The following is a 20,378-nucleotide window of genomic DNA, read 5'->3' as shown; positions in this document are numbered from 1 at the left end:
GATGCCTTTGAAGGAACTGCTCGACCGCAACCGGGAATGGGCCGCGAAGGTGCGCGCCGAGGACCCGCAGTTCTTCAAGCGCCTCTCGCAGCTGCAGGCGCCGAAGTACCTGTGGATCGGCTGCTCGGATTCGCGCGTGCCCGCCAACCAGATCACCGGGCTGCAGCCGGGCGAGGTCTTCGTCCACCGCAACATCGCCAACGTGGTGGTGCACACCGACCTCAATTGCCTGAGCACGATCCAGTTCGCCGTGGACGTGCTCAAGGTCGAACACATCCTGGTGGTCGGCCACTACGGCTGCGGCGGCGTGCACGCGGCGCTGACCGGCGCCCGGGTCGGCCTGGCCGACAACTGGCTGCGGCATGTCGGCGACGTCGCGAACAAGCACGCGTCGATGCTGGCCGAGGTCGACCTGGAATCGCTGCGCCACGCCCGCCTGTGCGAACTCAACGTGGTCGAGCAGGTGGTCAACGTCTGCCAGACCACCATCGTCCAGGACGCCTGGGCCCGCGACCAGAAGCTGAGCGTCCACGGCTGGGTGTACTCCCTGCTCGATGGCCGCGTGCGCGAGCTGGGCATGGGCGTGGACGGCAACGAGGAACTCCCCGTCGCCTACCAGATGGCGATGCAGCACATCCGCGGCAAACTGCAGGACGCCTCATGAGCGAGATCATCCACGCCACCTCCGCGCCGCACCCGGTCGGCCGCTACCCGCACGCCCGCCGCGTCGGCAACCTGCTCTTCCTCTCGGGCATCGGCCCGCGCACGCCGGGCACCAACGCGGTGCCGGGCAACGTCTACGGCGCCAAGGGCGAGCTGGTGGACTACGACATCGTCACCCAGTGCCACTCGGTGTTCGCCAACGTGCGCGCGGTGCTGGAAGCGAGCCACTGCCGCTGGGACTGGCTGGTGGACATCACCGTGTACCTGACCAACATCCAGCGCGACTTCAACGCCTACAACGGCGTATGGGCCGAGTACTTCCCGAACGTGGACAAGGCGCCCTGCCGCACCACGCTGGGCATCACCGCGCTGCCGACGCCGATCGCGATCGAACTCAAGTGCGTGGCGGCCTTCCCGGAGCCCCGCTGACATGCTCGCGCCGGCCTTCAACCTGCAGCAGTGGATCGACAAGCACCGGCACCTGCTCAAGCCGCCGGTGGCCAACAAGTGCATCGTCGACGGCGACTTCATCATCATGATCGTCGGCGGGCCGAATGCGCGCACCGACTACCACTGGGACGAAGGCCCGGAGTTCTTCTACCAGCTCGAGGGCGAGATGGTGCTGAAGGTGCAGGAAGACGGCCGGTCCCGCGACATCCCGATCAAGGCCGGCGAGGTCTTCTACCTGCCGCCGCGGGTGCCGCATTCGCCGCAGCGCAGCGCCGGCGGCATCGGCCTGGTGATCGAGCGCAAGCGGCTGCCGCACGAGAAGGATGGCTTGCTGTGGTTCTGCGAGCAGTGCAACCACAAGCTCTACGAGGAATTCTTCTTGCTGGACAACATCGAGACCCAGTTCGGCGCCGTGTTCGACCGTTTCTACGGCTCGCGCGCGCACCGCACCTGCGGCGCCTGCGGCCACCTCAACCCGGCGCCGGCGCGCTACGACGCGGAGGCCTGAACCATGGCCCCCTCGCTCGACCTGCTGACCGCCAACCTGCTTTCGCCCGTGGTCCTGGCCTTCGCGCTGGGCATGATCGCCCGCGGCCTGCGCAGCGACCTGGAAATCCCGTCGGCAATCCAGTCCTACCTCTCGATCTTCCTGCTGCTGGCGATCGGCCTGAAGGGCGGCGTCGCCCTGCACCAGGGCGCGCCCGACAACCTGTGGCTGCTGCTGGGCGTGACCATCGTCGCCGGCATCGCCACCGCGGCCAGCGCCTACCTGCTGGCGCGCACCTGGCTGCGCGACAACGCGCTGCAGGCCGGCGCCATTGCCGCCCACTACGGCTCCGTCTCGGCAGTGACCTTCATCGCCGCCCAGCAGTTCGTCGAGCGCACCGGCGATACGTCGCCGGCGGTGCTGGTGGCGCTGGTGGTGGCGCTGGAGATCCCGGCCATCCTGCTCGGCATCGGCCTGGCCCGCGGCGGCGGCCGCCCCAGCTGGCACCAGGTGCGTGAAGTGCTGACCGGCCGCACCGCCGTGCTGCTGATCGGCGGCCTGGCCATCGGCGCCATCGCCGGCAAGGACGGCGTGCAGGCGGTGGACGCGATGTACTTCCAGCTGTTCCAGGGCATGCTGATGCTGTTCATGCTCGACATGGGCCTGGTCGCCGCCAGCCAGCTGCGCCAGCTCACCCGCGGCGTCGGGCGGCTGGTGGTGTTCGCCACCGTGCTGCCGCTAGCCCACGGCCTGGCCGGCACGGCCATCGGGCACGCGGTCGGGCTCGGCGTGGCCGGCGCCACGGTGTTCGGCGCCATGCTGGCCAGCGCCTCGTACATCGCCGCGCCGGCCTCGGTGCGGGCCTCGCTGCCGGAAGCCGACGCGGGCCGCTGCATCACCGCCTCGCTGGGCCTGACCTTCCCCTTCAACCTGGCGCTGGGCATCCCGACCTACGCCGGGTTCGCGCGCTGGCTCGGCGCCTGAGCCCGGCGGGATAGAATCGCCGCCATGCTCAAGATCGACACCCACGCCCACTACCTGCCCCGCACCTGGCCCAACCTGGCCGAGAAGTACGGCGACCCCCGCTTCCCGGTGATCCACCACGAGGACGGGCGCGCGCGCATCTACAAGGACGGCAAGTTCTTCCGCGAGATCTGGTCCAAGACCTGGGATCCGGCGGAACGCATCGCCGACTACGCCCGGTTCGGCGTGCAGGTGCAGGTGCTGAGCACGGTGCCGGTGATGTTCAGCTACTGGGCCAAGCCGCAACACGCGCTCGAGCTGCACCAGGCGCTGAACGACCACATGGCCGAGGCCTGCCGCGACCACCGCCGTCACTGCGCGGGCATCGGCACGGTGCCGATGCAGTCGCCGCGCCTCGCCGTGCAGGAGCTTGAGCGCTGCGTCGACCAGCTCGGCCTGCAGGGCGTGCAGATCGGCTCGCACATCGGCGACTGGAACCTGGACGCGCCCGAGCTGCTGCCCTTCTTCGAGGCGGCGCAAGACCTGGGTGCGGCGATCCTGGTGCACCCCTGGGACATGATGGGCAGCGAGTCCATGCCCAAGTACTGGATGCCCTGGCTGGTGGGCATGCCGGCCGAACAGTCGCGCGCGGCCTGCGCACTGATCTTCGGCGGCGTGCTCGAGCGCTTCCCGCGCCTGAAGGTCTGCCTGGCCCACGGCGGCGGCAGTTTCCCTTACACCATCGGGCGCATCGAGCATGGTTTCAACATGCGGCCCGACCTGGTGGCCACCGACAACCCGCACAATCCGCGCAGCTACCTGCCCAGGCTCTACTTTGATTCGTGGGTGGCCGACAACCGCGCGCTGCGCTACCTGCTCGACACCGTGGGCGTGCCGCGGGTGATGCTGGGCACCGACTACCCGTTCCCGCTGGGCGAACAGGTGCCGGGCGCCGGCATCGCCGCGCTCGGACTGGGCGAGGCCGACGAAGCGCGGCTCTACCACGGCACCGCGCTGGAATGGCTGGGCCTGCCGCTGTCGAGGTTCGAATGACGATGGAACTGGCCGCCGCGCAGGCACTGGACGCCGCCGATCCGCTGCGCGATTTCCGCGCGCGCTTCCACATCCCGCAGCATGAGGGCGTGGACCAGGCGTATTTCTGCGGCAACTCCCTGGGCCTGCAGCCCAAGGCCGTGCGCGAGGCGCTGGTGCAGGAACTCGACGACTGGGCCGCGCTCGGCGTCGAGGCGCATTTCCGCGGCAAACACCCGTGGATGCCCTACCACGCCGAGGTGCGCGAAGGCCTGGCGTCGCTGGTCGGTGCGCTGCCGTCGGAAGTGGTGGCGATGAATTCGCTGACCGCCAACCTGCATTTCTTGATGGTCAGCTTCTACCGGCCGAAGCGCGAGCGGCCGGCGATCCTGATCGAGGCCGGCGCCTTCCCGTCCGACCGCTACGGCGTGGAGTCGCAGATCCGTTTCCACGGCTTCGACCCGGCCACCGACCTGATCGAGCTGGCCGCCGATGAACCGGGCGGCACGATCTCGATGGAAGCGATCGAACGCACGCTGGCCGAGCACGGCCACCGCATCGCGCTGGTGCTGTGGCCGGGCGTGCAGTACCGCACCGGGCAGGCTTTCGACCTCAAGCGCATCGTGGAGCTGGCGCATGCGCGCGGCTGCATGGTCGGGTTCGACCTGGCGCACGGCGCCGGCAACCTCAAGCTGGCACTGCACGACAGCGGCGTCGATTTCGCCGCGTGGTGCCACTACAAGTACTGCAACGCCGGCCCCGGCGCCGTCGCGGGTGCCTTCGTGCACGAGCGCCACGCCGTGTCCGACCGGCCGCGCTTCGCGGGCTGGTGGGGCCACGACCAGGCCACGCGCTTCAAGATGGGGCCCGAGTTCCGGCCCACGCCGGGCGCCGAGGGCTGGCAGCTCAGCAACCCGCCAATTCTGGCGCTGGCGCCGCTGCGGGTATCGCTGGAATTGTTCGCCGAGGCCGGCATGGAGCGGCTGCGTGCGAAATCCGAGCGGCTCACCGGCCACCTCGAGGCGCTGATCGCCGCCCGCATTGCCAACGTGCTCGAGGTGGTGACGCCGGCCGACCCGGCGCGCCGCGGTTGCCAGCTATCGCTGCGGGTCCGGGGCGGGCGCGAACGCGGCCGCGTGCTGTTCGAATACCTCGAGGCCCGCGGCATCGTCGGCGACTGGCGCGAGCCCGACGTCATCCGCATCTCGCCGGTGCCGCTCTACAACCGCTTCACCGACCTGCACCGCTTCGTGGACGCGGTGGAAAGCTGGCGCGACGGCGGCTGACCGTGCCCCACCTGCGCCGCGACTCGTTCACCCTGCTGCGCGAGCTGATGCGCTGGCGGGTGGCGATGGTGCTGTCGGTGCTGATCTTCGTGCTGATGGTCGTGCTGGGTACCATCAACACGCGGCTGGGGCTGGCAGACACGGCGCTGCTGGCCTGGATCACGCTGGCGGTCGCCGGCGGCTGCATCGCGGCGCTGCTGGCGCTCCCGAAGCACCTGGGCGGCACGGTGTTCTTCGTCAGCATCGCGGCGCTGCTGGTGGGCGTGATGGTGTTCGGCCTTTACCATGAACGGTCCATGCAGCACTGGGCCTACATCTTCCCGCCGGTGCTGGTGTTCCTGGTGTCGTCGCGCCTGGCGCTGGCCGGGATGCTCGCTTTCGGGATCTACGCCACCGCGATGCTGGCGCCGCTGGTCCCGGGGATCGACGTGGTGCGATTCGCCAGCGGCTACGGGCTGCTGGTGTGCTTCATGTTCACCTACGCACTGCTGCAGGAGCGCGCGGCGGTCATGCTGCGCTACCACTCCGACCACGATGCGCTCAGCAACTGTCTCAACCGCCGCACCTTCAACGAGGCCGTGCAGCAGCTGGCCAACGGGCGCAACCCCGCGGCGGGCTGCGTTTTCCTGCTGATCGACATCGACCATTTCAAGGCCATCAACGACCGCCATGGCCACCTCGCCGGCGACCGCATCATCACCCTGGTCGCCGCCGAGCTGGGCCGGGCGCTGGAGGCCGACATGCCGCTGTTCCGCTACGGTGGCGAGGAGTTCTCGGTGCTGCTGGCCGACCACGACCTGGACGCCGCGCGCGCCATCGCCGAGCGGCTGCGCGCCGCAGTGGCCGCCGCCGATTTCCAGGGCGTGCCGGTGACCATCAGCATCGGCCTGGCCGCCTGGCGCCGCGGCGACGGCAGCATCACCGCTGCGCTCGACCGTGCCGACCGCGCCCTTTACGAAGCCAAGCGCGGCGGCCGCAACCGCGTCGTCGCCGACGCCCCGTCCCCCTGAATTTCCGGATACCCCCCGTGCAGCCAAAGTCAGATTCTCCGATCACGATCGCCGGCGCCGGCCTCGCCGGCGCCCTGCTGGCCACCCTGCTCGCCCGCCGCGGCTGGTCCGTGGATGTCTTCGAGAAGCGCCCCGACCCCCGCCGCAAGGGCTACGAAGGCGGGCGCTCGATCAACCTCGCGCTGGCGGAACGTGGCCTCGACGCGCTGCGCCAGGCCGGGCTGCAGGACGTGGTGATGGCGCAAGCGGTGATGATGCGCGGGCGCATGGTGCACCCGCTGGGGGGCGGCGAGCAGCTGCAGCGCTACGGCCGCGACGACAGCGAGGTGATCTGGTCGGTGCACCGCGGGCGGCTCAACATCGCGCTGCTGCAGGCGGCCGAGGCGGCGGGTGCGCGCATCCATTTCCACCAGCGCCTGGACAGCGTCGATTTCGATCGACGTGTCGCGCTGTTCGTCAACGACCACGACCGCACGGCGCGGCCGCAGCCGTTCGAGACGATGCTGGGCGCGGACGGTGCCGGCTCCGGGCTGCGCGAGGCGATGCGCCCGCGCATGGGGCTGGGCGAGCACTTCGAGCCGCTGCGCCACGGCTACAAGGAGCTGGAGATCCCGCCGGCGGCCGACGGTGGCTTCCGCATCGAACCCCATGCGCTGCACATCTGGCCGCGCGGCGGCTACATGTGCATCGCGCTGCCCAATACCGAGAAGACCTTCACGGTGACGCTGTTCCTGCCGATGCAGGGCGATCCCAGCTTCGCCACCCTGCCCGACCTGGCCGCCGCGCGCGAGTTCTTCGCCCGCGATTTCGCCGATGCGCTGCCACTGCTGCCGGACTTCGACGCCGACTGGACCGACAACCCGGTCAGCGGCCTGGGCACGCTGAGCCTGCAGCGCTGGCACCTCGACGGCCGTGCAGTGCTGCTGGGTGACGCCGCGCACGCGATGGTGCCCTTCCACGGGCAGGGGATGAACTGCGCCTTCGAGGACTGCATCGCGCTTGACCGGCATATCGCCGCGTCGACCGACTTCGAGACGGCGTTCGCGGGGTTCGAGGCCGAGCGCCGGCCCAATGCCGATGCGATCCAGGCGATGGCGCTGGAGAACTACGTCGAGATGCGCGACAGGGTGGACGACGCCGATTACCTGCTGCAGCGGCAGCTGGAAGTGGAGCTGGCCGAGCGGCATCCGGGCCACTTCATGCCGCGCTATTCGATGGTGAGCTTCACCACGATTCCCTACGCCACGGCGTTCGAGCGCGGCAAGGTGCAGCGGCAGATCCTGGTCGAGGCCACGCGCGGCCGGGCGTCGCTGGACGACGTGGATATCGACGCCGTCGATGCGCTGGTGCGCGAAAGGCTGGCGCCGCTCTGATGGCCGCGAGCTTCCTCTGGTACGACCTCGAGACGTTCGGGCGCGACCCGCGGCGCACGCGCATCGCCCAGTTCGCGGCGATCCGCACCGACCTGGATCTCAATCCGGTCGGCGAGCCGATCAGCCTGTTCTGCCAGCCCGCCGACGACCTGCTGCCCTCGCCGGGCGCGACGATGATCACCGGCATCACGCCGCAGCAGGCGAAGGCCGACGGGCTGCCGGAAGCGGCGTTCATGGCCAGGCTGGCCGAGGAGTTCATGCAGCCGCAGACCTGCGCGGTGGGCTACAACTCGATCCGCTTCGACGACGAGTTCGTGCGCTTCGGGCTGTACCGCAACTTCCACGACGCCTACGAGCGCGAGTGGCGCAACGGCAATTCGCGCTGGGACCTGCTGGACGTGCTGCGCCTGGCCGAGGCGCTGCGCCCTGAAGGCCTCGCATGGCCGCTTCGCGAGGATGGTGCGCCCAGCTTCAAGCTCGAGCACCTGGCCGCCGCCAATGGTGTGCGCGAGGGCGACGCCCACGAGGCGCTGAGCGACGTGCGTGCGCTGATCGGCCTCGCCCGCAAGTTCAAGGCGGCCCAGCCCAAGCTCTGGGACTACGCCTTCGCCCTGCGCGACAAGCGCAAGGTGGCCGCGCTGATGGACGTGGCGAACATGACGCCGCTGCTGCACATCTCCTCGCGCTACCCGGCCAGCCGGCACTGCGCGGCGCTGGTGGCGCCGATCGCGCGGCACCCGAAGATCGAGTCGCGCATCCTGGTGTGCGGGCTGGAAGAAGAGCCCGACGCGCTGCTGGCCCTCGAACCCGACGAGATCGCGGACCGCCTGTACACGCCCGCCGCCGACCTGCCCGAGGGCGAGCGCCGCATCCCGCTGAAGGAAGTGCACACCAACAAGTGCCCGATCCTGCTGCCGCTGGAGCACCTGCGCGACGCGGATTTCGAGCGCCTGGGCATCGACCGCGACGCTTGCCTGGCCCGCGCCGAGCGCCTGCGCGCCGCGCCCGGCCTGGCCGAGAAGGTGCGCCGCGTGTTCGCCATCGAGACCGCGCGCGAGCCGGCCGATGCGGATGCCGCGCTCTACGACGGCTTCCCCAGCGACGCCGACAAGCGCCTGTTCCCGCGCGTGCGCAGCGCCTCGCCTTCTGAATTGCCCGACCTGGGCCCGCGCTTCGACGACCCGCGCTACGCCGAGCTGCTGTTCCGCTACCAGGCCCGCAACTGGCCCGACACGCTCGACGCCGCCGGCCGCGAACGCTGGATCGCCTACCGCCGCACCCGCCTCGGCGGGCCCAGCGGCCTGTCGGAATACGATTTCACGAGTTATTACGCCGAAATCGAGACACTGCGCGCCACCACGGAGCCCGGCCCGAAGCAGGCCTGGCTCGATGCCCTGCAAGACTGGGGGCAAGCCCTGGAACGCGAACTGGCATGAGCACCTACTTCAGCGACAAGACCTTCAAGTTCCTGCGCGCCCTGGCGCGCAACAACAGCCGCGAGTGGTTCAACGACCACCGCAAGGACTACGAGCAGTACCTGAAGGAACCCTTCCAGGCGCTGATAACGGACATTGCGCCGGACCTGCTGACGATCAGCCTGCACTACCGCGCCGACCCGCGCGGCAACGGCGGCTCGCTGTTCCGCATCCACCGCGACACGCGCTTCTCCAACGACAAGACGCCCTACAAGACCTGGGGCGGCGCGCGCTTCTTCCACGCGCGCAGCAAGCAGGTGGCGGCGCCCTCGTTCTACCTGCACATCCAGCCGGGCGACTGCTTCCTGGGCGGCGGCATCTGGCATCCGGAGCCGGACATCCAGCGCAAGATCCGCAATTTCCTGGTCGACAACCCGGCCGGCTGGCAGGCGGTGTTGCACAAGCCCGCGTTCAAGCGCCGCTTCACGATGTGGGGCGACGCCCTGACCCGCCCGCCGCGCGGCTTCCCCGCCGACCACCCGCTGATCGAAGACCTCAAGCGCAAGGACTTCACCGCCGGGGAAGCGCTCGAGGATGCCGTGGTGCTTGGCCCGCGCCTGCGCCAGGCCGTCGTCTCCGGCTTCACCGGCGTGGCGCCACTGGTCGACTATCTCTGCGCTTCCCTCGACCTGGAGTTCTGAGCGCCGGGGCGCCTAAGGGCACCGAGCCTGAATGCCCGGCTACCAGGATCGGGCCAACTACCTGAAATTCTTGCGGCGCGGTTGCCGTACGGTGCCGCATTGCAGCATCGAAATGTGTTGACCATCACGCTTTTGGGCAGGCAAGGTCGGTCCCCATACGCCGGCGCAGGGGAGCACCGGTTCAACCGGACGTGGCCACTCAGGGAAGGGGCAATCGCGTTTCGCATCGAGTTCCTGGGGAGGGATCGTGCGCTATCTACTCTTGGCTGCCCTGGCGGCCGCTTCAAGCCTGTGCGAGGCCAATACCGGCGTCGCCTTCGTCCATGGCACCGGCAAGCAGACCAATGCCGCCGCTGATTACTGGCAGTCGCCCTTCATCAACAACGTCCGCGGCGGGCTGGTGGATCCGAACAACTACGTCGTCATCAACTGCGACTTCGAGAAGTACATGTGGGACAACGCGGCTGCGGGGTGCCTGGCCGGCCAGCTGACCACCTTCATCAACAACCGCGGCATCACCCGCCTGATCGTGATCACGCACAGCAACGGCGGCAACGTGATGCGCTGGATCCTGTCGAACCCGACCTGGGACAGCCGCTACCCGAACATCATCGCCAAGACCGTGCGCGTGAATGCGCTGGCGCCCTCGTCCGCCGGCACGCCGCTGGCCGATGCGGTGATCGCCGGCAACGTGTTCGAGAGCGCGCTGGGCTGGCTGCTGGGCTACAAGAACGACGCCGTGCGCATGCAGCAGACCAGCTGGATGGCGAGCTACAACGCCAACTGGCTGCTGGGCACCGCCGGCCGCCCCGCCCTGCCCAAGACCTTCCGCAGCGTGGTGGGCACCGACGTGGATTCGGCGATCTGGGACTCGGACAGCTACTGCGGCGGCTACTTCGAGAACGTGGGGCTGGAAACGACCCAGAACTGGCTCAATTCCTGCTCGGACGGCTTCCTGAACTGCTCCAGCCAGTCGGCCGCCGGCTACGTCTGGTTCCAGGACAAGAGCCGCATGCGCGGCTCTGAACCGCTGTCGCACAACCAGAGCCGCCGCGCCTGCTTTGGCCTCGACACCGTCCTGCGCAGCGACATGAGGTCCTGAGCCATGAAGAAGACCCTGTTGTTCTGCCTGATGTCCCTTTCCCTCTCGGCCCAGGCCGCGAACCTGCTGCCGCCGGGCAGCCGCGACCAGGCACCGTCGCGCCTGGTGTCGGCGCCCGCGCCGACCGGCGACTTCGAACGCAAGCCGGTGACCTTCGCCTGGGCGTTGGACCCCTGGGCCGAGCTCGAGGCGCCCGCGCCCTTCGTGGCCGAGAGCCGCGAGTACTGGGCCCTGGCCGAGGCCGCCGAAATGCAGGCCGGCCTGAGCATCGACACCACGGCCCCGGGCGCCCTGATCCGCGTCAGCCCCGCCGCGGGCAGCGAGGCGGTCGAGCCCGGCCAGCTGCGCATGCTGCGCAACGGCAAGGCCATCGCCGAGCCGGAGTCGTTCGCGCGCCGCGCCAACGCCGCCCAGCTCAAGGCCGCGGGCATGGAGGTGCCAGACGGCTCCGCCATCGTCCAGCTCGCCCCCGAGCAGGGCAAGGGCCGCTTCCAGGTGCAGCTGGCCCAGGCCAAGGGCCGCTACCTCGTGCACGTGTTCGAGCCCAACAGCGAGTACGTGTTCAAGGCCCAGGCCGGTCGTCGCAGCGTACTGGCCGGCGACACCCTGGAGGTGTCGGCAGACATGGCCAACGGCGCGTCGAAAATGCCGGGCGGCCAGGTCGGCGGTTCGCTCATTTCGCCGTCGGGACGCAGCTATGACCTCGCCTTCCGCAACGGCAAGGCGCAGATCCAGGTGCCCGACGAAGCCGGTACCGCACCCGGCCTGTGGGAAGTGCATCTCTCGTCGGCCAGCTTCGACCAGGGCGCCAGCATCCAGCGCGATGCCCGCACCGCGGTCGAAGTGACGCGGCCGACCGCGCGCCTGGGCGGCGGCTACCGCTTCGACGCGGCGGCGGTGCGCTTCGAGCTGCCGGTACAGGTAGCCGCGGCAGGTCGCTACGAGCTCCGCGGCACGCTGTTCGCGACCGGCCCGGACGGCGTGGCCCGGCCGGTGGCGCAAGCGCATTCGGCGAACTGGTTCGAGCCGGGTGCGCGCCAGCTGTCGCTGGCCTTTGGTCGCGGCAACGTGCCCAGCGGCTTCGGCGCGCCCTACGAGCTGCGCTTCGTCGAGCTCAAGGACCAGGCCCGGATGGGCACGCTGGAAACCCGCGAGCTGGCCGTGCGCGGCGCGGGCAGCAGCCCGGCACCTCGCGCGACCGGCCCACGGGAGACGGTGGCGCCGGGGCGTGGCGTGGTGGGCCGCGAGGCCAGCATCCGCTAGTTCCGCGACTGCACCAAAGCGGCGATGATGACGGCCGGACCCTGGGGTCCGGCCGTTTTCTATCCTGGCACCGCCCTGCATGGACGCGAGTCTTCGTCGCTTTTCGATCTTCTATTTCTGCTACTACGCCGCGCTGGGCGCCTACACGCCCTACGTCGGTCGCTGGGTGGACGCGCTGGGCCACGGCGGCTACGTGGTCGGCGGCATGCTGGGGCTGTGGTACGGCACGCGGATCGTCGCGCCGCCGGCCTGGGCCGCACTGACCCACCGCAGCGAACGCCCCGGCCACTGGTTCGTCGCCGGCTGTGGGCTGACGCTGCTGTGTTTCTCGGCCTTCGTTTTCACCGGCAGCGCCTGGGCGCTGCTGGCGGTGATGGCGGTGTTCGGCCTGTTCTACAACGCGGTGATGCCGCAGTTCGAAGCGATGACGCTGACCGCACTGGGTCCGCGCGCGGATATGTACGGCCGCCTGCGCGTGTGGGGCTCGATCGGCTTCCTGATCGTGGCCGGCACCTACGGTGCCCTGCTCGACCGCGTCGGCGCCGAGCACTTCGCGTGGGTGACGCTGCCCCTGTTCGTGCTGATGCTGGCCGCGGCTTGGCCGCACCGCCACGACCGCCAGGTGGAGCACGCGCCCACCGCCGCCGACGCCGGCCACCTGTGGAAGCGCCCCGGCGTGCGCCGTTTCCTGCTGGTAGCGCTGCTGATGCAGGCCAGCTTCGGGCCGTTCTACGTGTTCTACACCCTGCACCTGCAGGCGGCCGGTCACAGCGGCGCGACGGTGGGCGGGCTGTGGGCGCTGGGCGTGCTGATCGAGATCGCGATGTTCTGGAAAGCGCCGAAGCTGATCGCCCGCTTCGGCGCCAGCCGTTTGCTGATGGTGTGCTTGGCCGTGACCGTGCTGCGCTGGGTCGTGACCGCGCTGTACGCCGAATCACTGCCAATCATGGCGCTGGCCCAGGCCACGCACGCGCTGAGCTTCGCCACCTTCTACGCGTGCTGCATGCGCCTGATGGCCGATTTCTTCCCGGGCCGCCGCGCCGGTGCCGGGCAGAGCCTGTTCTTCGGCTTCAGCCAGGGCGTGGGCGGCGTACTGGGCGCCGGGCTGGCCGCGGTGGCTTGGGAGCGCAGCGGGGGTGAACTCGCGTTCCTCGCGGGCGCCGGCGTGGCGGCCATGGCGTGGCTTCTCTACGCACTGCGACGCCGGGCCATTGCGCCCGCGGACGGTTCGATCAGTGGCCGGCCAGGCTGAGCTCGATCGAGGTGTAGAACGGCGCTGGCCAGCGGCCTGAGAAGGTGGCCGCGGCAAACTCGCGCTCCAGGCATGTCGCCAAGGGCGTGTCGCCTTGCCGCCAGGTCCGGGCCACCGAGCCGTCCTCGTTGAGCACGAACACGATCGCCAGGGGCGAAAAGTCCATGCCGGGACCCGCACATTTCCCCACGGCCTCGCCGAGCAGCTCGCCCTGCGCCGCCATCAGTCGAGACATCATCTCGCTACTCAGTGCCGCCTCGTTGGCATCCGCCAGGGCCTTGGCCTCGGAGAAACCGGACGGTGCGGCCGCAAGCTGGAGTGCGAGCAGCAGGGCGGGAATCATGGGGCTTCTCCAGGGGGGTGGTTGCCGGCCTGACTGTACCTCGCGACGTCCACCGTCGCCCAGAGCTCACGGCTGATTCCGCCGAGCCTGACGGAGGCATCCTGCCGCTGGTCGGAACGGTACAAGCCCAGGATCACCCGCAGCCTCGCGGCGAGTTGCTCGCGACCGGGAACTGCATAGGCCTCGCCACCCTCCTCCAACCGGCCACAGAGCGCACTGAGCTCCGACCTTCCCTCGCCCATGCAGTTGGTTGCCGCGCACTCCAGGACGTAGCAGATATCGTCCAGCACCCTGAGGGCGGGCTGCATACGACCTCCTAGCCTTCGTTGGTGACACCGAACGGCACGTGCCCGGTGGCCACGTGCTGGCTGGCGTTCTCGATGTTGTGCCGGGAATCATCGAAGAAGATGTCGGCGCCGAAGGCCTGGAGGAACGGGCCCTTGTTGCGGCCCCCGAGGAACATCGCTTCGTCCAGGCGCACGCCCCACTCGCGCAGGGTCAGGATCACGCGCTCGTGGGCCGGGGCCGAGCGGGCGGTGACCAGGGCGGTGCGGATGGGCGAATCCTCGCCCGGCGGGAAGGCCAGCTGCAGTTCGTGCAGGGCGGCGAGGAAGCCGCGGAAGGGGCCGCCGGACAGCGGCTCGTTCACCCGCGTCGATTCGTTGTCGTGGAAAGCGGCCAGGCCCGAGGTCTGCGACACGCGCTCGGACTCGTCGCCGAAGATCACCGCGTCGCCGTCGAAGGCGATGCGCAGCTGCGGGTGCGCGGGCTCGTAGGCCTTGGCCGGCAGGATGGTGGCGGCGGCGAAGCCGTGCTCGAGCGCGCTGCGCACCGAGGCCGGGTTGGCCGACAGGAACAACTGGGCGCCGAAGGGCTTGATGTAGGGCCAGGTCTCGGCGCCACTGGTGAACACGGCGCGGACGATGCCCAGCCCGTAGTGCCGGATCGAGTTGAAGATGCGCAGGCCGGTGTCGGACGAGTTGCGCGAGAGCAGCACCACCTCGACCCGCGGCGCTTCGGGCGCGGCACCGACATTCAGCGCCAGCAGCTTCTGCACCAGCGGGAAGGCGATGCCCGGGGCCAGCACGTCCTTCTCGCGGCTGCGCTGGAACTCGGCGTAGGCCTCGAGCCCGCTGGCCTGGAACAGCGCGTGGCTGTCCTCGAGGTCGAACAGCGCCCGCGCGGTGATGGCCACGACCAGGCGGTCGGCGGGACGGACGGGCGGCTGGGACAGAGGGCTCATGGCGGAAGTATGCGCTGCCGGGGTCTCAGGGAACGAGACGCCGCCTCAGGTGAGGAACTGCTCGTTGAGGATGCGCTCCTCGAGGTTGTGCTCGCGGTCGAACAGCAGCGTCACCTGGTGCTGGCGCGACTCGCGGATGCTGACCTCGGCCACGTCGCGCACTTCGTGCGAGTCGGCGGTGGCACTGACCGGGCGCTTGTAGCCATCGAGCACCTCCAGCCGCACCTCGGTGTCGGCCCGCAGCAGCGCGCCGCGCCAGCGCCGCGGCCGGAACGCCGCGATCGGCGTCAGCGCGATGACCTGCGAGCCCAGCGGCAGGATCGGGCCGTGCGCGGAGAAGTTGTAGGCGGTGCTGCCCGCGGGCGTGGCCACCAGGGCGCCGTCGCAAACCAGTTCCTCCAGCCGCACCTGGCCGTTGAGGTGCACGCGCAGGTGCGCCGCCTGGCGCGTCTGGCGCAGCAGCGAAACCTCGTTGTAGGCCAGCGAATTCACGGTGGCGCCGGATTCGGTGGTGGCGCGCATCTCGAGCGGATGCAGCACGGTGGTCTCGGCCGCATGCAGGCGCTCGACCAGGCTTTCGGGCCGGTGCTGGTTCATCAGGAAACCGACCGTACCCAGCTTCATGCCGTAAACCGGGCGGCCCAGCGGGCCGTGCCGGTGCAGGGTCTGCAGCATGAAGCCGTCGCCGCCGAGGGCACAGATGACGTCGGCCTCGCCGGGCACCACCTGGCCGTGCGCGGCGGTGAGCTTGGCCAGGGCGGCCTGGGCTTCCGGCGACGGGCTGGCCAGGAAGGCGATGCGCGGATGGGCGGGCAAGGACATGCCCGAAGCTTACGACAAGTCCGTTGTGGGAGGGGTTCAGGGCAAGAAACGCGGTCAGCGGGCGCCGGCGGCGACGACCTGGGCGAGGCGGCGGACGGCCACCGACAGCGTCGGGTAGTCGAGGCCGCGCAGGTTACGCATGTCGGCGAACATGGCCATGGTGTACTTCAGCGTGGCGTCGTCGCGGGCCAGCCAGGCCTCGACCAGCGCCTGCGGCGAGGTGCCTGCACCCGCCGCGCCGAGCACCTGCGCCACCAGCGCGCGCTGCTGCGCCTGCAGCTCGTCGCGCAGCACGCCGCGGGCCTGGGCGTGCCAGCGGCCCTCGACCGGCAGCGCTTCCACGCTGTCCATCAGCCACTTGGTGTGCAGGGCATCGGACAGGTTGAAGTAGGCCGCGGCCACGTCGGCCACCGGCAGGCCGCGCTCGATCGCCACTTCGACGATGTCCAGCGCGTAGGCCAGGAACGGCAGGCTGGCGAAGGCCTGGGCCAGGTCTTCCGGGTAACCCAGCTGCTGCCAGTGGGCGACGTCGGCCAGCAGCTCGGCGCGGGCCTCGGCCGGCAGCAAGCCGGCCAGCGACGCACGTAGCGCGGCCACGCCGCCGGCGTAACGCTCGACCTTCTCGGCGATGTTGAGGTTCTCGCCGGGCCGGTTGAGCAGCCATCGCGTCATGTTGCGCTGCAGGTGCCAGATGCTGGTGAGGGCGTCGAGCTGGGCGCTCTCGGGCACCTTCAGGTCGAGCGCGTCGATGCGCGCCCACAGCTCGCGCGCCTCCAGCACCTCGCGGCTGATGGTGAAGGCCTTGGCGATCTGCGCCGGGGTCTGGCCCGTGTCCTCCTGCATGCGCAGGATGAAGGTCGCGCCCATGCGGTTGACGGTGGAGTTGGTGACCGCGGTGGCGATGATCTCGCGGCGCAGGCGGTGGTTCTCCATGTCCTGCGCATACTTTTCCTGCAGGGCGTTGGGGAAGTAGCGCACCAGTTCCTTCGAGAGGTACGGGTCCTCGGGCACGTCGGACTCGAGCATCTGGTTGAACACGACGATCTTGTCGTAGCTCAGCAGCACCGACAGCTCGGGGCGGGTCAGGCCCTGGCCGCGCGCCTTGCGGTCGTTGAGCTCGCCGTCGCTGGGGAGGAACTCGATGGCGCGGTCGAGCAGGCCTTCGCCCTCGAGCGTGCGGATGAAGTGGCCGAACGAGCCCAGGCGCGCCGCGCTCATCCGCTCCATCAGGCTGATGGCCTGGTTCTGGCGGTAGTTGTCGTTGAGCACCAGCTCGCCGACCTCGTCGGTCATGCTGGCCAGCAGCGCGTTGCGCTGTTCCTGGCTCAGCTCGCCGCGCAGGACCGGCGCCGACAGCAGGATCTTGATGTTGACCTCGTGGTCGGAGGTGTCCACGCCGGCCGAGTTGTCGATGAAGTCGGTGTTCACCAGCACGCCCGCGAAGGCCGCCTCGATGCGGCCCTTCTGGGTCATGCCCAGGTTGCCGCCCTCGCCCACCGCCTTGCACCGCAGCTCGCCGCCGTTGACGCGCAGGCCGTTGTTGGCGCGGTCGCCGGCGTCGGCGTGCGACTCGGACGCGGCCTTGACGTAGGTGCCGATGCCGCCGTTCCACAGCAGGTCCACCGGCGCCTTGAGGATGGCGTTCATCAGCTCGTTCGGGCTGAGCTGCTCGGTGCCGGCCGGCAGGTCGAGCGCCTCGCGCACCTGCGGCGTGATCGCGATCGACTTCACCGAGCGCGGGTGGATGCCGCCGCCCTCGGAGATCAGCGAGCGGTCGTAATCGTCCCAGCTCGAACGCGGCAGCTTGAACATGCGCTCGCGCTCGACGTAGCTGCGCGCCGCATCCGGGTTCGGGTCGAGGAAGATGTGGCGGTGGTCGAAGGCCGCCACCAGGCGGATGTGCTTCGACAGCAGCATGCCGTTGCCGAACACGTCGCCCGACATGTCGCCGATGCCGACGCAGGTGAAGTCCTGCGACTGGCTGTCGATGCCCAGCGCGCGGAAGTGGCGCTTGACCGATTCCCAGGCGCCCTTGGCGGTGATGCCCATGCCCTTGTGGTCGTAGCCGACCGAGCCGCCGGACGCAAACGCGTCGCCCAGCCAGAAGCCGTGCTCGGCCGAGATGCCGTTGGCGATGTCGGAGAAGGTGGCGGTGCCCTTGTCGGCCGCGACCACCAGGTAGGGGTCGTCGCCGTCGTGGCGCACCACGTCGACCGGGTGCACCACCTCGCCGTCCACCAGGTTGTCGGTGATGTCGAGCAGGCCGTTGATGAAGCGCTTGTAGCAGGCGATGCCCTCGGCCAGCTGCGCATCGCGGTCGCCGCCCACCGGCGGGCGCTTGACCACGAAGCCGCCCTTCGAGCCCACGGGCACGATGACGGTGTTCTTCACCATCTGCGCCTTCACCAGGCCCAGCACCTCGGTGCGGAAGTCCTCGCGACGGTCGGACCAGCGCAGGCCGCCGCGGGCCACCGGCCCGAAGCGCAGGTGCACGCCCTCCACGAACGGCGAGTAGACGAAGATCTCGCGGTAAGGCCGCGGCTTCGGCAGGTCGGGCACCAACGCCGGATCGAACTTGAAGCTGATGTAGTCGCGGTGCGTGCCGCCCTTCTTCTGGTAGAAGTTGGTGCGCAGCGTGGCGTTGATCAGGCTCATGTAGCCGCGCAGGATGCGGTCGTCGTCGATGCTGGAGACCGCGGTGTCGAGCAGTATCTCGAGCGCGTCGGTGCAGGCGTCGATCTGGGCGGCGCGGTCGAGCGCACGCGAAGAGGCGATTTCCTGCGGGATCGTGTCGAGCGCCTGGCGGCGCTCCCTCGGCAGCAGCCAGGCGATCTGGTCGTGCAGGGCCTGCTGGCCGGCGGCGTCGAGCGGGTGCTCGCGACCAGGCTCGAAGCGCGCGGCGAAGAGTTCGTACAGCAGGCGCGCGATCACCGGGTAGCGCTGCAGCGTCTCTTCCATGTACGGCTGCGAGAACGGCACGCCGGTCTGCAGCGCGTACTTGGTGTAGCCGCGCAGCATGGCGATGTCGCGCCACTCCAGGCGGGCGCTGGGCAGCAGGCGGTTGAAGCCGTCGTTCTCGGCGGCGCCGCGCCAGACCTCGGCGAAGGCTTCCTCGAAGGGCTTGCGGGCGGCCTCGACGTCGATCTCGCCGTTGAGCGGCTGCACCTCGAAGTCCTGGATGGACAGGCGCTCGCCGTCCACGTCGATGACGTAGGGATGCTCGGTGAGGATGCGCAGGCCGAGGTTCTCCATCACCGGCAGCACGTCGGAGAGGGCGATGTCGGAGCTGCGGCGGATCAGCTTGAAGCCCAGCCGTTCGCCCACGCGGTAGAAGGACACGCGCTGGTCGTCGGGGCCGGCCAGCTCGGCGGCCTGCACCACGTCGGCGGCGGCGATCTGCGGGCTGACCTTCTCGACGTAGCCGGCGGGCAGGCTGCGGCCGTAGCGCTGGAACAGGCGCAGGCCCTGCTCCTCGCCCAGCTGGCGCACCAGCGTCTCGCGCAGTTCGTCGTGCCAGTCGCGGACGATGCGGGCCAGCTCGGCCTCGAGCTTGTCCTGCTCGAAGGCGACCTTGCAGCCGGCCTTCGGACGGATCACCAGGTGCAGCTGGGCCAGCGGCGATTCGCCGATCTGCACGCTGTGGTCGAGGCGTTCGCCCTGCAGCTCGGCCATCAGCAGCGCTTCGATGCGCTGGCGGATGCCGGTGTTGAAGCGGTCGCGCGGGATGTAGACCAGGGCCGAGAAGAAGCGGCCGTAGCGGTCGCGGCGCAGGAACAGGCGGGTGCGCGCGCGCTCCTGCAGGCCCAGGATGCCCATCGCGGTGCGCTGGAGTTCCTCGGCGCTGGACTGGAACAGCTCGTCGCGCGGCAGGGTCTCGAGGATGTGGCGCAGGGCCTTGCCGCTGTGGCTGTTGGGCGCCAGGCCGGACGAGGCCATCACGAATTCGTGGCGCTGGCGCACCAGCGGGATTTCCCACGGGCGGCGGTTGTAGGCGCTGGAGGTGTAGAGGCCAAGGAAACGGTGCTCGCGCACGGCGCGGCCGCTGTCGTCGAACACCAGCACGCCGATGTAGTCCATGTAGCCCGGGCGGTGCACGGTGGCGCGGGCGTTGGTCTTGGTCAGGATCAGCGCGTCGAGGCGCTGGCCCGGGGCCAGGTCGGCGGCCGCAAGGCCTTCGACCGGGCGCGGCTGCACCAGGTGGTCCTTGCCGCGCAGCAGGCCCAGGCCGCTGCCCTGCACCGCCGCCAGCTTGCGGTCGGTGACTTCGTACTCGCGGTAACCGAGGAAGGTGAAATGGTTGTCGGCGGCCCAGCGCAGGAAGGCCTGCGCCTCGGCGCGGCCGGCGGCGTCCACCGGCATCGGGCTGGCCTCGAGGCCGTCGGCGATGCGCACCATCGTCTCGCGCATCACCTGCCAGTCGGTCACCGCCTCGCGCACGTCGGACAGCGCGGCCAGCAGGGCCTTCTCGATCGCCTGCAGGGTGTCGGCGTCGGCCTGGCGGTCGATCTCGAGGTACATCATCGATTCGGGCAGGCCCTGGCCCACGTCCTGCAGCTGGCCGGCGGCATCGCGCGCGATGTTGAACACCGGGTGCGCGATCTGGTGCAGCGACGTGCCGAACTGCGCCAGCGCCATCCGCACCGAATCGACCAGGAAGGGCATGTCGTCGTTGACGATGCGCACCACGGTGTGGGTGCTTTCGAAGCCATCCGTGGCCAGGCCCGGGTTGAACACCTGCAGCTTCGGCGCGCCGGCCGCGCGCTGGCGGCAGAAGCCGAGGAAGGACTGCGCCACCCGGGCCCAGTCGGCCCCCGGGCGGGCCGCCAGCTCGTCCTCCGGCAGCCGGGCGAAGAAGCCGCGGGTGAAACGCTCCAGCAGGTTCTTCTCGGCCGCCGGCAGGCCCGCCGGAAGGGCCGCGATGACGGCGTCGAGGGTGTCGGCGGAAGCCAGGGCGTGGGCGTTCATTGACCGCG

General features: G+C 69.9%; 18 protein-coding genes. 13 read left to right on the top strand and 5 right to left on the bottom strand.

Features of this window, described 5'->3' with window-relative positions:
- The first annotated feature begins 1 nt into the window (after position 1).
- The 13 genes from can (at position 2) to Q0C12_RS02700 (ending at position 12,997) form a co-directional block, all read left to right on the top strand.
- Positions 2 to 664: a carbonate dehydratase gene (gene can, locus Q0C12_RS02760; RefSeq protein ID WP_290885866.1), complete on the top strand. Its 663-nt coding sequence runs from the start codon at positions 2 to 4 to the stop codon at positions 662 to 664.
- Positions 661 to 1,092: a RidA family protein gene (locus Q0C12_RS02755; RefSeq protein WP_290885863.1), complete on the top strand. Its 432-nt coding sequence runs from the start codon at positions 661 to 663 to the stop codon at positions 1,090 to 1,092. Before can ends, Q0C12_RS02755 begins: the two co-directional genes overlap by 4 nt.
- Position 1,093: 1 nt before the next feature.
- Positions 1,094 to 1,621, top strand: a complete 528-nt coding sequence (locus Q0C12_RS02750) for a 3-hydroxyanthranilate 3,4-dioxygenase (RefSeq protein WP_290885856.1) — start codon at positions 1,094 to 1,096, stop codon at positions 1,619 to 1,621.
- Between the two features lie 3 nt (positions 1,622 to 1,624).
- On the top strand, positions 1,625 to 2,584 hold the full coding sequence (locus Q0C12_RS02745; RefSeq protein WP_290885853.1) for a sodium-dependent bicarbonate transport family permease: 960 nt from the start codon (positions 1,625 to 1,627) through the stop codon (positions 2,582 to 2,584).
- 24 nt (positions 2,585 to 2,608) lie between these two features.
- Positions 2,609 to 3,616: an amidohydrolase family protein gene (locus Q0C12_RS02740; RefSeq protein WP_290885850.1), complete on the top strand. Its 1,008-nt coding sequence runs from the start codon at positions 2,609 to 2,611 to the stop codon at positions 3,614 to 3,616.
- On the top strand, positions 3,613 to 4,881 hold the full coding sequence (kynU, locus tag Q0C12_RS02735) for a kynureninase (protein ID WP_290885847.1): 1,269 nt from the start codon (positions 3,613 to 3,615) through the stop codon (positions 4,879 to 4,881). Before Q0C12_RS02740 ends, kynU begins: the two co-directional genes overlap by 4 nt.
- Before the next feature lie 2 nt (positions 4,882 to 4,883).
- Positions 4,884 to 5,891, top strand: coding sequence for a GGDEF domain-containing protein (locus tag Q0C12_RS02730; RefSeq protein ID WP_290885844.1), 1,008 nt, complete (start codon positions 4,884 to 4,886; stop codon positions 5,889 to 5,891).
- Positions 5,892 to 5,899: 8 nt separating this feature from the next.
- A complete protein-coding gene (locus Q0C12_RS02725) occupies positions 5,900 to 7,264 on the top strand; it encodes an NAD(P)/FAD-dependent oxidoreductase (RefSeq protein WP_290885900.1) in 1,365 nt (454 codons plus the stop codon).
- Positions 7,264 to 8,700, top strand: a complete 1,437-nt coding sequence (gene sbcB, locus Q0C12_RS02720; protein ID WP_290885840.1) for an exodeoxyribonuclease I — start codon at positions 7,264 to 7,266, stop codon at positions 8,698 to 8,700. Before Q0C12_RS02725 ends, sbcB begins: the two co-directional genes overlap by 1 nt.
- Positions 8,697 to 9,380 (top strand): DUF2461 domain-containing protein, encoded by a 684-nt coding sequence (locus Q0C12_RS02715; RefSeq protein ID WP_290885837.1) that lies wholly within the window; start codon positions 8,697 to 8,699, stop codon positions 9,378 to 9,380. Before sbcB ends, Q0C12_RS02715 begins: the two co-directional genes overlap by 4 nt.
- 247 nt (positions 9,381 to 9,627) lie before the next feature.
- On the top strand, positions 9,628 to 10,482 hold the full coding sequence (locus tag Q0C12_RS02710; protein WP_290885834.1) for a hypothetical protein: 855 nt from the start codon (positions 9,628 to 9,630) through the stop codon (positions 10,480 to 10,482).
- Between the two features lie 3 nt (positions 10,483 to 10,485).
- A complete protein-coding gene (locus Q0C12_RS02705; RefSeq protein WP_290885831.1) occupies positions 10,486 to 11,745 on the top strand; it encodes a DUF4785 domain-containing protein in 1,260 nt (419 codons plus the stop codon).
- 79 nt (positions 11,746 to 11,824) lie between these two features.
- Positions 11,825 to 12,997: an MFS transporter gene (locus Q0C12_RS02700; protein WP_290885828.1), complete on the top strand. Its 1,173-nt coding sequence runs from the start codon at positions 11,825 to 11,827 to the stop codon at positions 12,995 to 12,997.
- Here Q0C12_RS02700 and Q0C12_RS02695 read toward each other — a convergent pair.
- Genes Q0C12_RS02695 through Q0C12_RS02675 form a run of 5 tightly spaced genes read right to left on the bottom strand, consistent with a single transcriptional unit; the run spans position 12,978 to position 20,370 of the window.
- On the bottom strand, positions 12,978 to 13,340 hold the full coding sequence (locus Q0C12_RS02695) for a hypothetical protein (RefSeq protein ID WP_290885825.1): 363 nt from the start codon (positions 13,338 to 13,340) through the stop codon (positions 12,978 to 12,980). The genes Q0C12_RS02700 and Q0C12_RS02695 overlap by 20 nt on opposite strands.
- Complete coding sequence (locus tag Q0C12_RS02690) at positions 13,337 to 13,648, bottom strand: hypothetical protein (RefSeq protein WP_290885822.1); 312 nt, start codon at positions 13,646 to 13,648, stop codon at positions 13,337 to 13,339. Before Q0C12_RS02690 ends, Q0C12_RS02695 begins: the two co-directional genes overlap by 4 nt.
- An 8-nt stretch (positions 13,649 to 13,656) precedes the next feature.
- A complete protein-coding gene (locus tag Q0C12_RS02685; RefSeq protein ID WP_290885819.1) occupies positions 13,657 to 14,583 on the bottom strand; it encodes a 5'-nucleotidase in 927 nt (308 codons plus the stop codon).
- Positions 14,584 to 14,628: 45 nt separating this feature from the next.
- Complete coding sequence (locus tag Q0C12_RS02680) at positions 14,629 to 15,399, bottom strand: NAD kinase (protein ID WP_290885897.1); 771 nt, start codon at positions 15,397 to 15,399, stop codon at positions 14,629 to 14,631.
- Between the two features lie 60 nt (positions 15,400 to 15,459).
- Positions 15,460 to 20,370 carry an NAD-glutamate dehydrogenase domain-containing protein gene (locus Q0C12_RS02675; RefSeq protein WP_290885816.1) on the bottom strand — a complete coding sequence of 1,637 codons (4,911 nt, stop codon included), beginning with the start codon at positions 20,368 to 20,370 and terminating at the stop codon, positions 15,460 to 15,462.
- Between the last annotated feature and the right edge of the window lie 8 nt (positions 20,371 to 20,378).

Origin of the sequence: Arenimonas sp., from assembly GCF_022842045.1 — a bacterium.
Taxonomy (GTDB): Bacteria; Pseudomonadota; Gammaproteobacteria; order Xanthomonadales; family Xanthomonadaceae; genus Arenimonas.
Note: the sequence above shows the minus strand (reverse complement) of the source record. Positions and strands in the feature narration are given on the sequence as shown.

Bases quoted from the DNA above. Each gene is read 5' to 3' on its own strand.
- Q0C12_RS02690 (WP_290885822.1), bottom strand. From the start codon at position 13,648: ATGCAGCCCGCCCTCAGGGTGCTGGACGATATCTGCTACGTCCTGGAG.
- Q0C12_RS02695 (WP_290885825.1), bottom strand. From the start codon at position 13,340: ATGATTCCCGCCCTGCTGCTCGCACTCCAGCTTGCGGCCGCACCGTCC.
- Q0C12_RS02700 (WP_290885828.1), top strand. From the start codon at position 11,825: ATGGACGCGAGTCTTCGTCGCTTTTCGATCTTCTATTTCTGCTACTAC.
- Q0C12_RS02715 (WP_290885837.1), top strand. From the start codon at position 8,697: ATGAGCACCTACTTCAGCGACAAGACCTTCAAGTTCCTGCGCGCCCTG.
- Q0C12_RS02745 (WP_290885853.1), top strand. From the start codon at position 1,625: ATGGCCCCCTCGCTCGACCTGCTGACCGCCAACCTGCTTTCGCCCGTG.
- can (WP_290885866.1), top strand. From the start codon at position 2: ATGCCTTTGAAGGAACTGCTCGACCGCAACCGGGAATGGGCCGCGAAG.
- Q0C12_RS02740 (WP_290885850.1), top strand. From the start codon at position 2,609: ATGCTCAAGATCGACACCCACGCCCACTACCTGCCCCGCACCTGGCCC.
- sbcB (WP_290885840.1), top strand. From the start codon at position 7,264: ATGGCCGCGAGCTTCCTCTGGTACGACCTCGAGACGTTCGGGCGCGAC.
- Q0C12_RS02675 (WP_290885816.1), bottom strand. From the start codon at position 20,370: ATGAACGCCCACGCCCTGGCTTCCGCCGACACCCTCGACGCCGTCATC.
- kynU (WP_290885847.1), top strand. From the start codon at position 3,613: ATGACGATGGAACTGGCCGCCGCGCAGGCACTGGACGCCGCCGATCCG.
- Q0C12_RS02750 (WP_290885856.1), top strand. From the start codon at position 1,094: ATGCTCGCGCCGGCCTTCAACCTGCAGCAGTGGATCGACAAGCACCGG.
- Q0C12_RS02685 (WP_290885819.1), bottom strand. From the start codon at position 14,583: ATGAGCCCTCTGTCCCAGCCGCCCGTCCGTCCCGCCGACCGCCTGGTC.
- Q0C12_RS02705 (WP_290885831.1), top strand. From the start codon at position 10,486: ATGAAGAAGACCCTGTTGTTCTGCCTGATGTCCCTTTCCCTCTCGGCC.
- Q0C12_RS02755 (WP_290885863.1), top strand. From the start codon at position 661: ATGAGCGAGATCATCCACGCCACCTCCGCGCCGCACCCGGTCGGCCGC.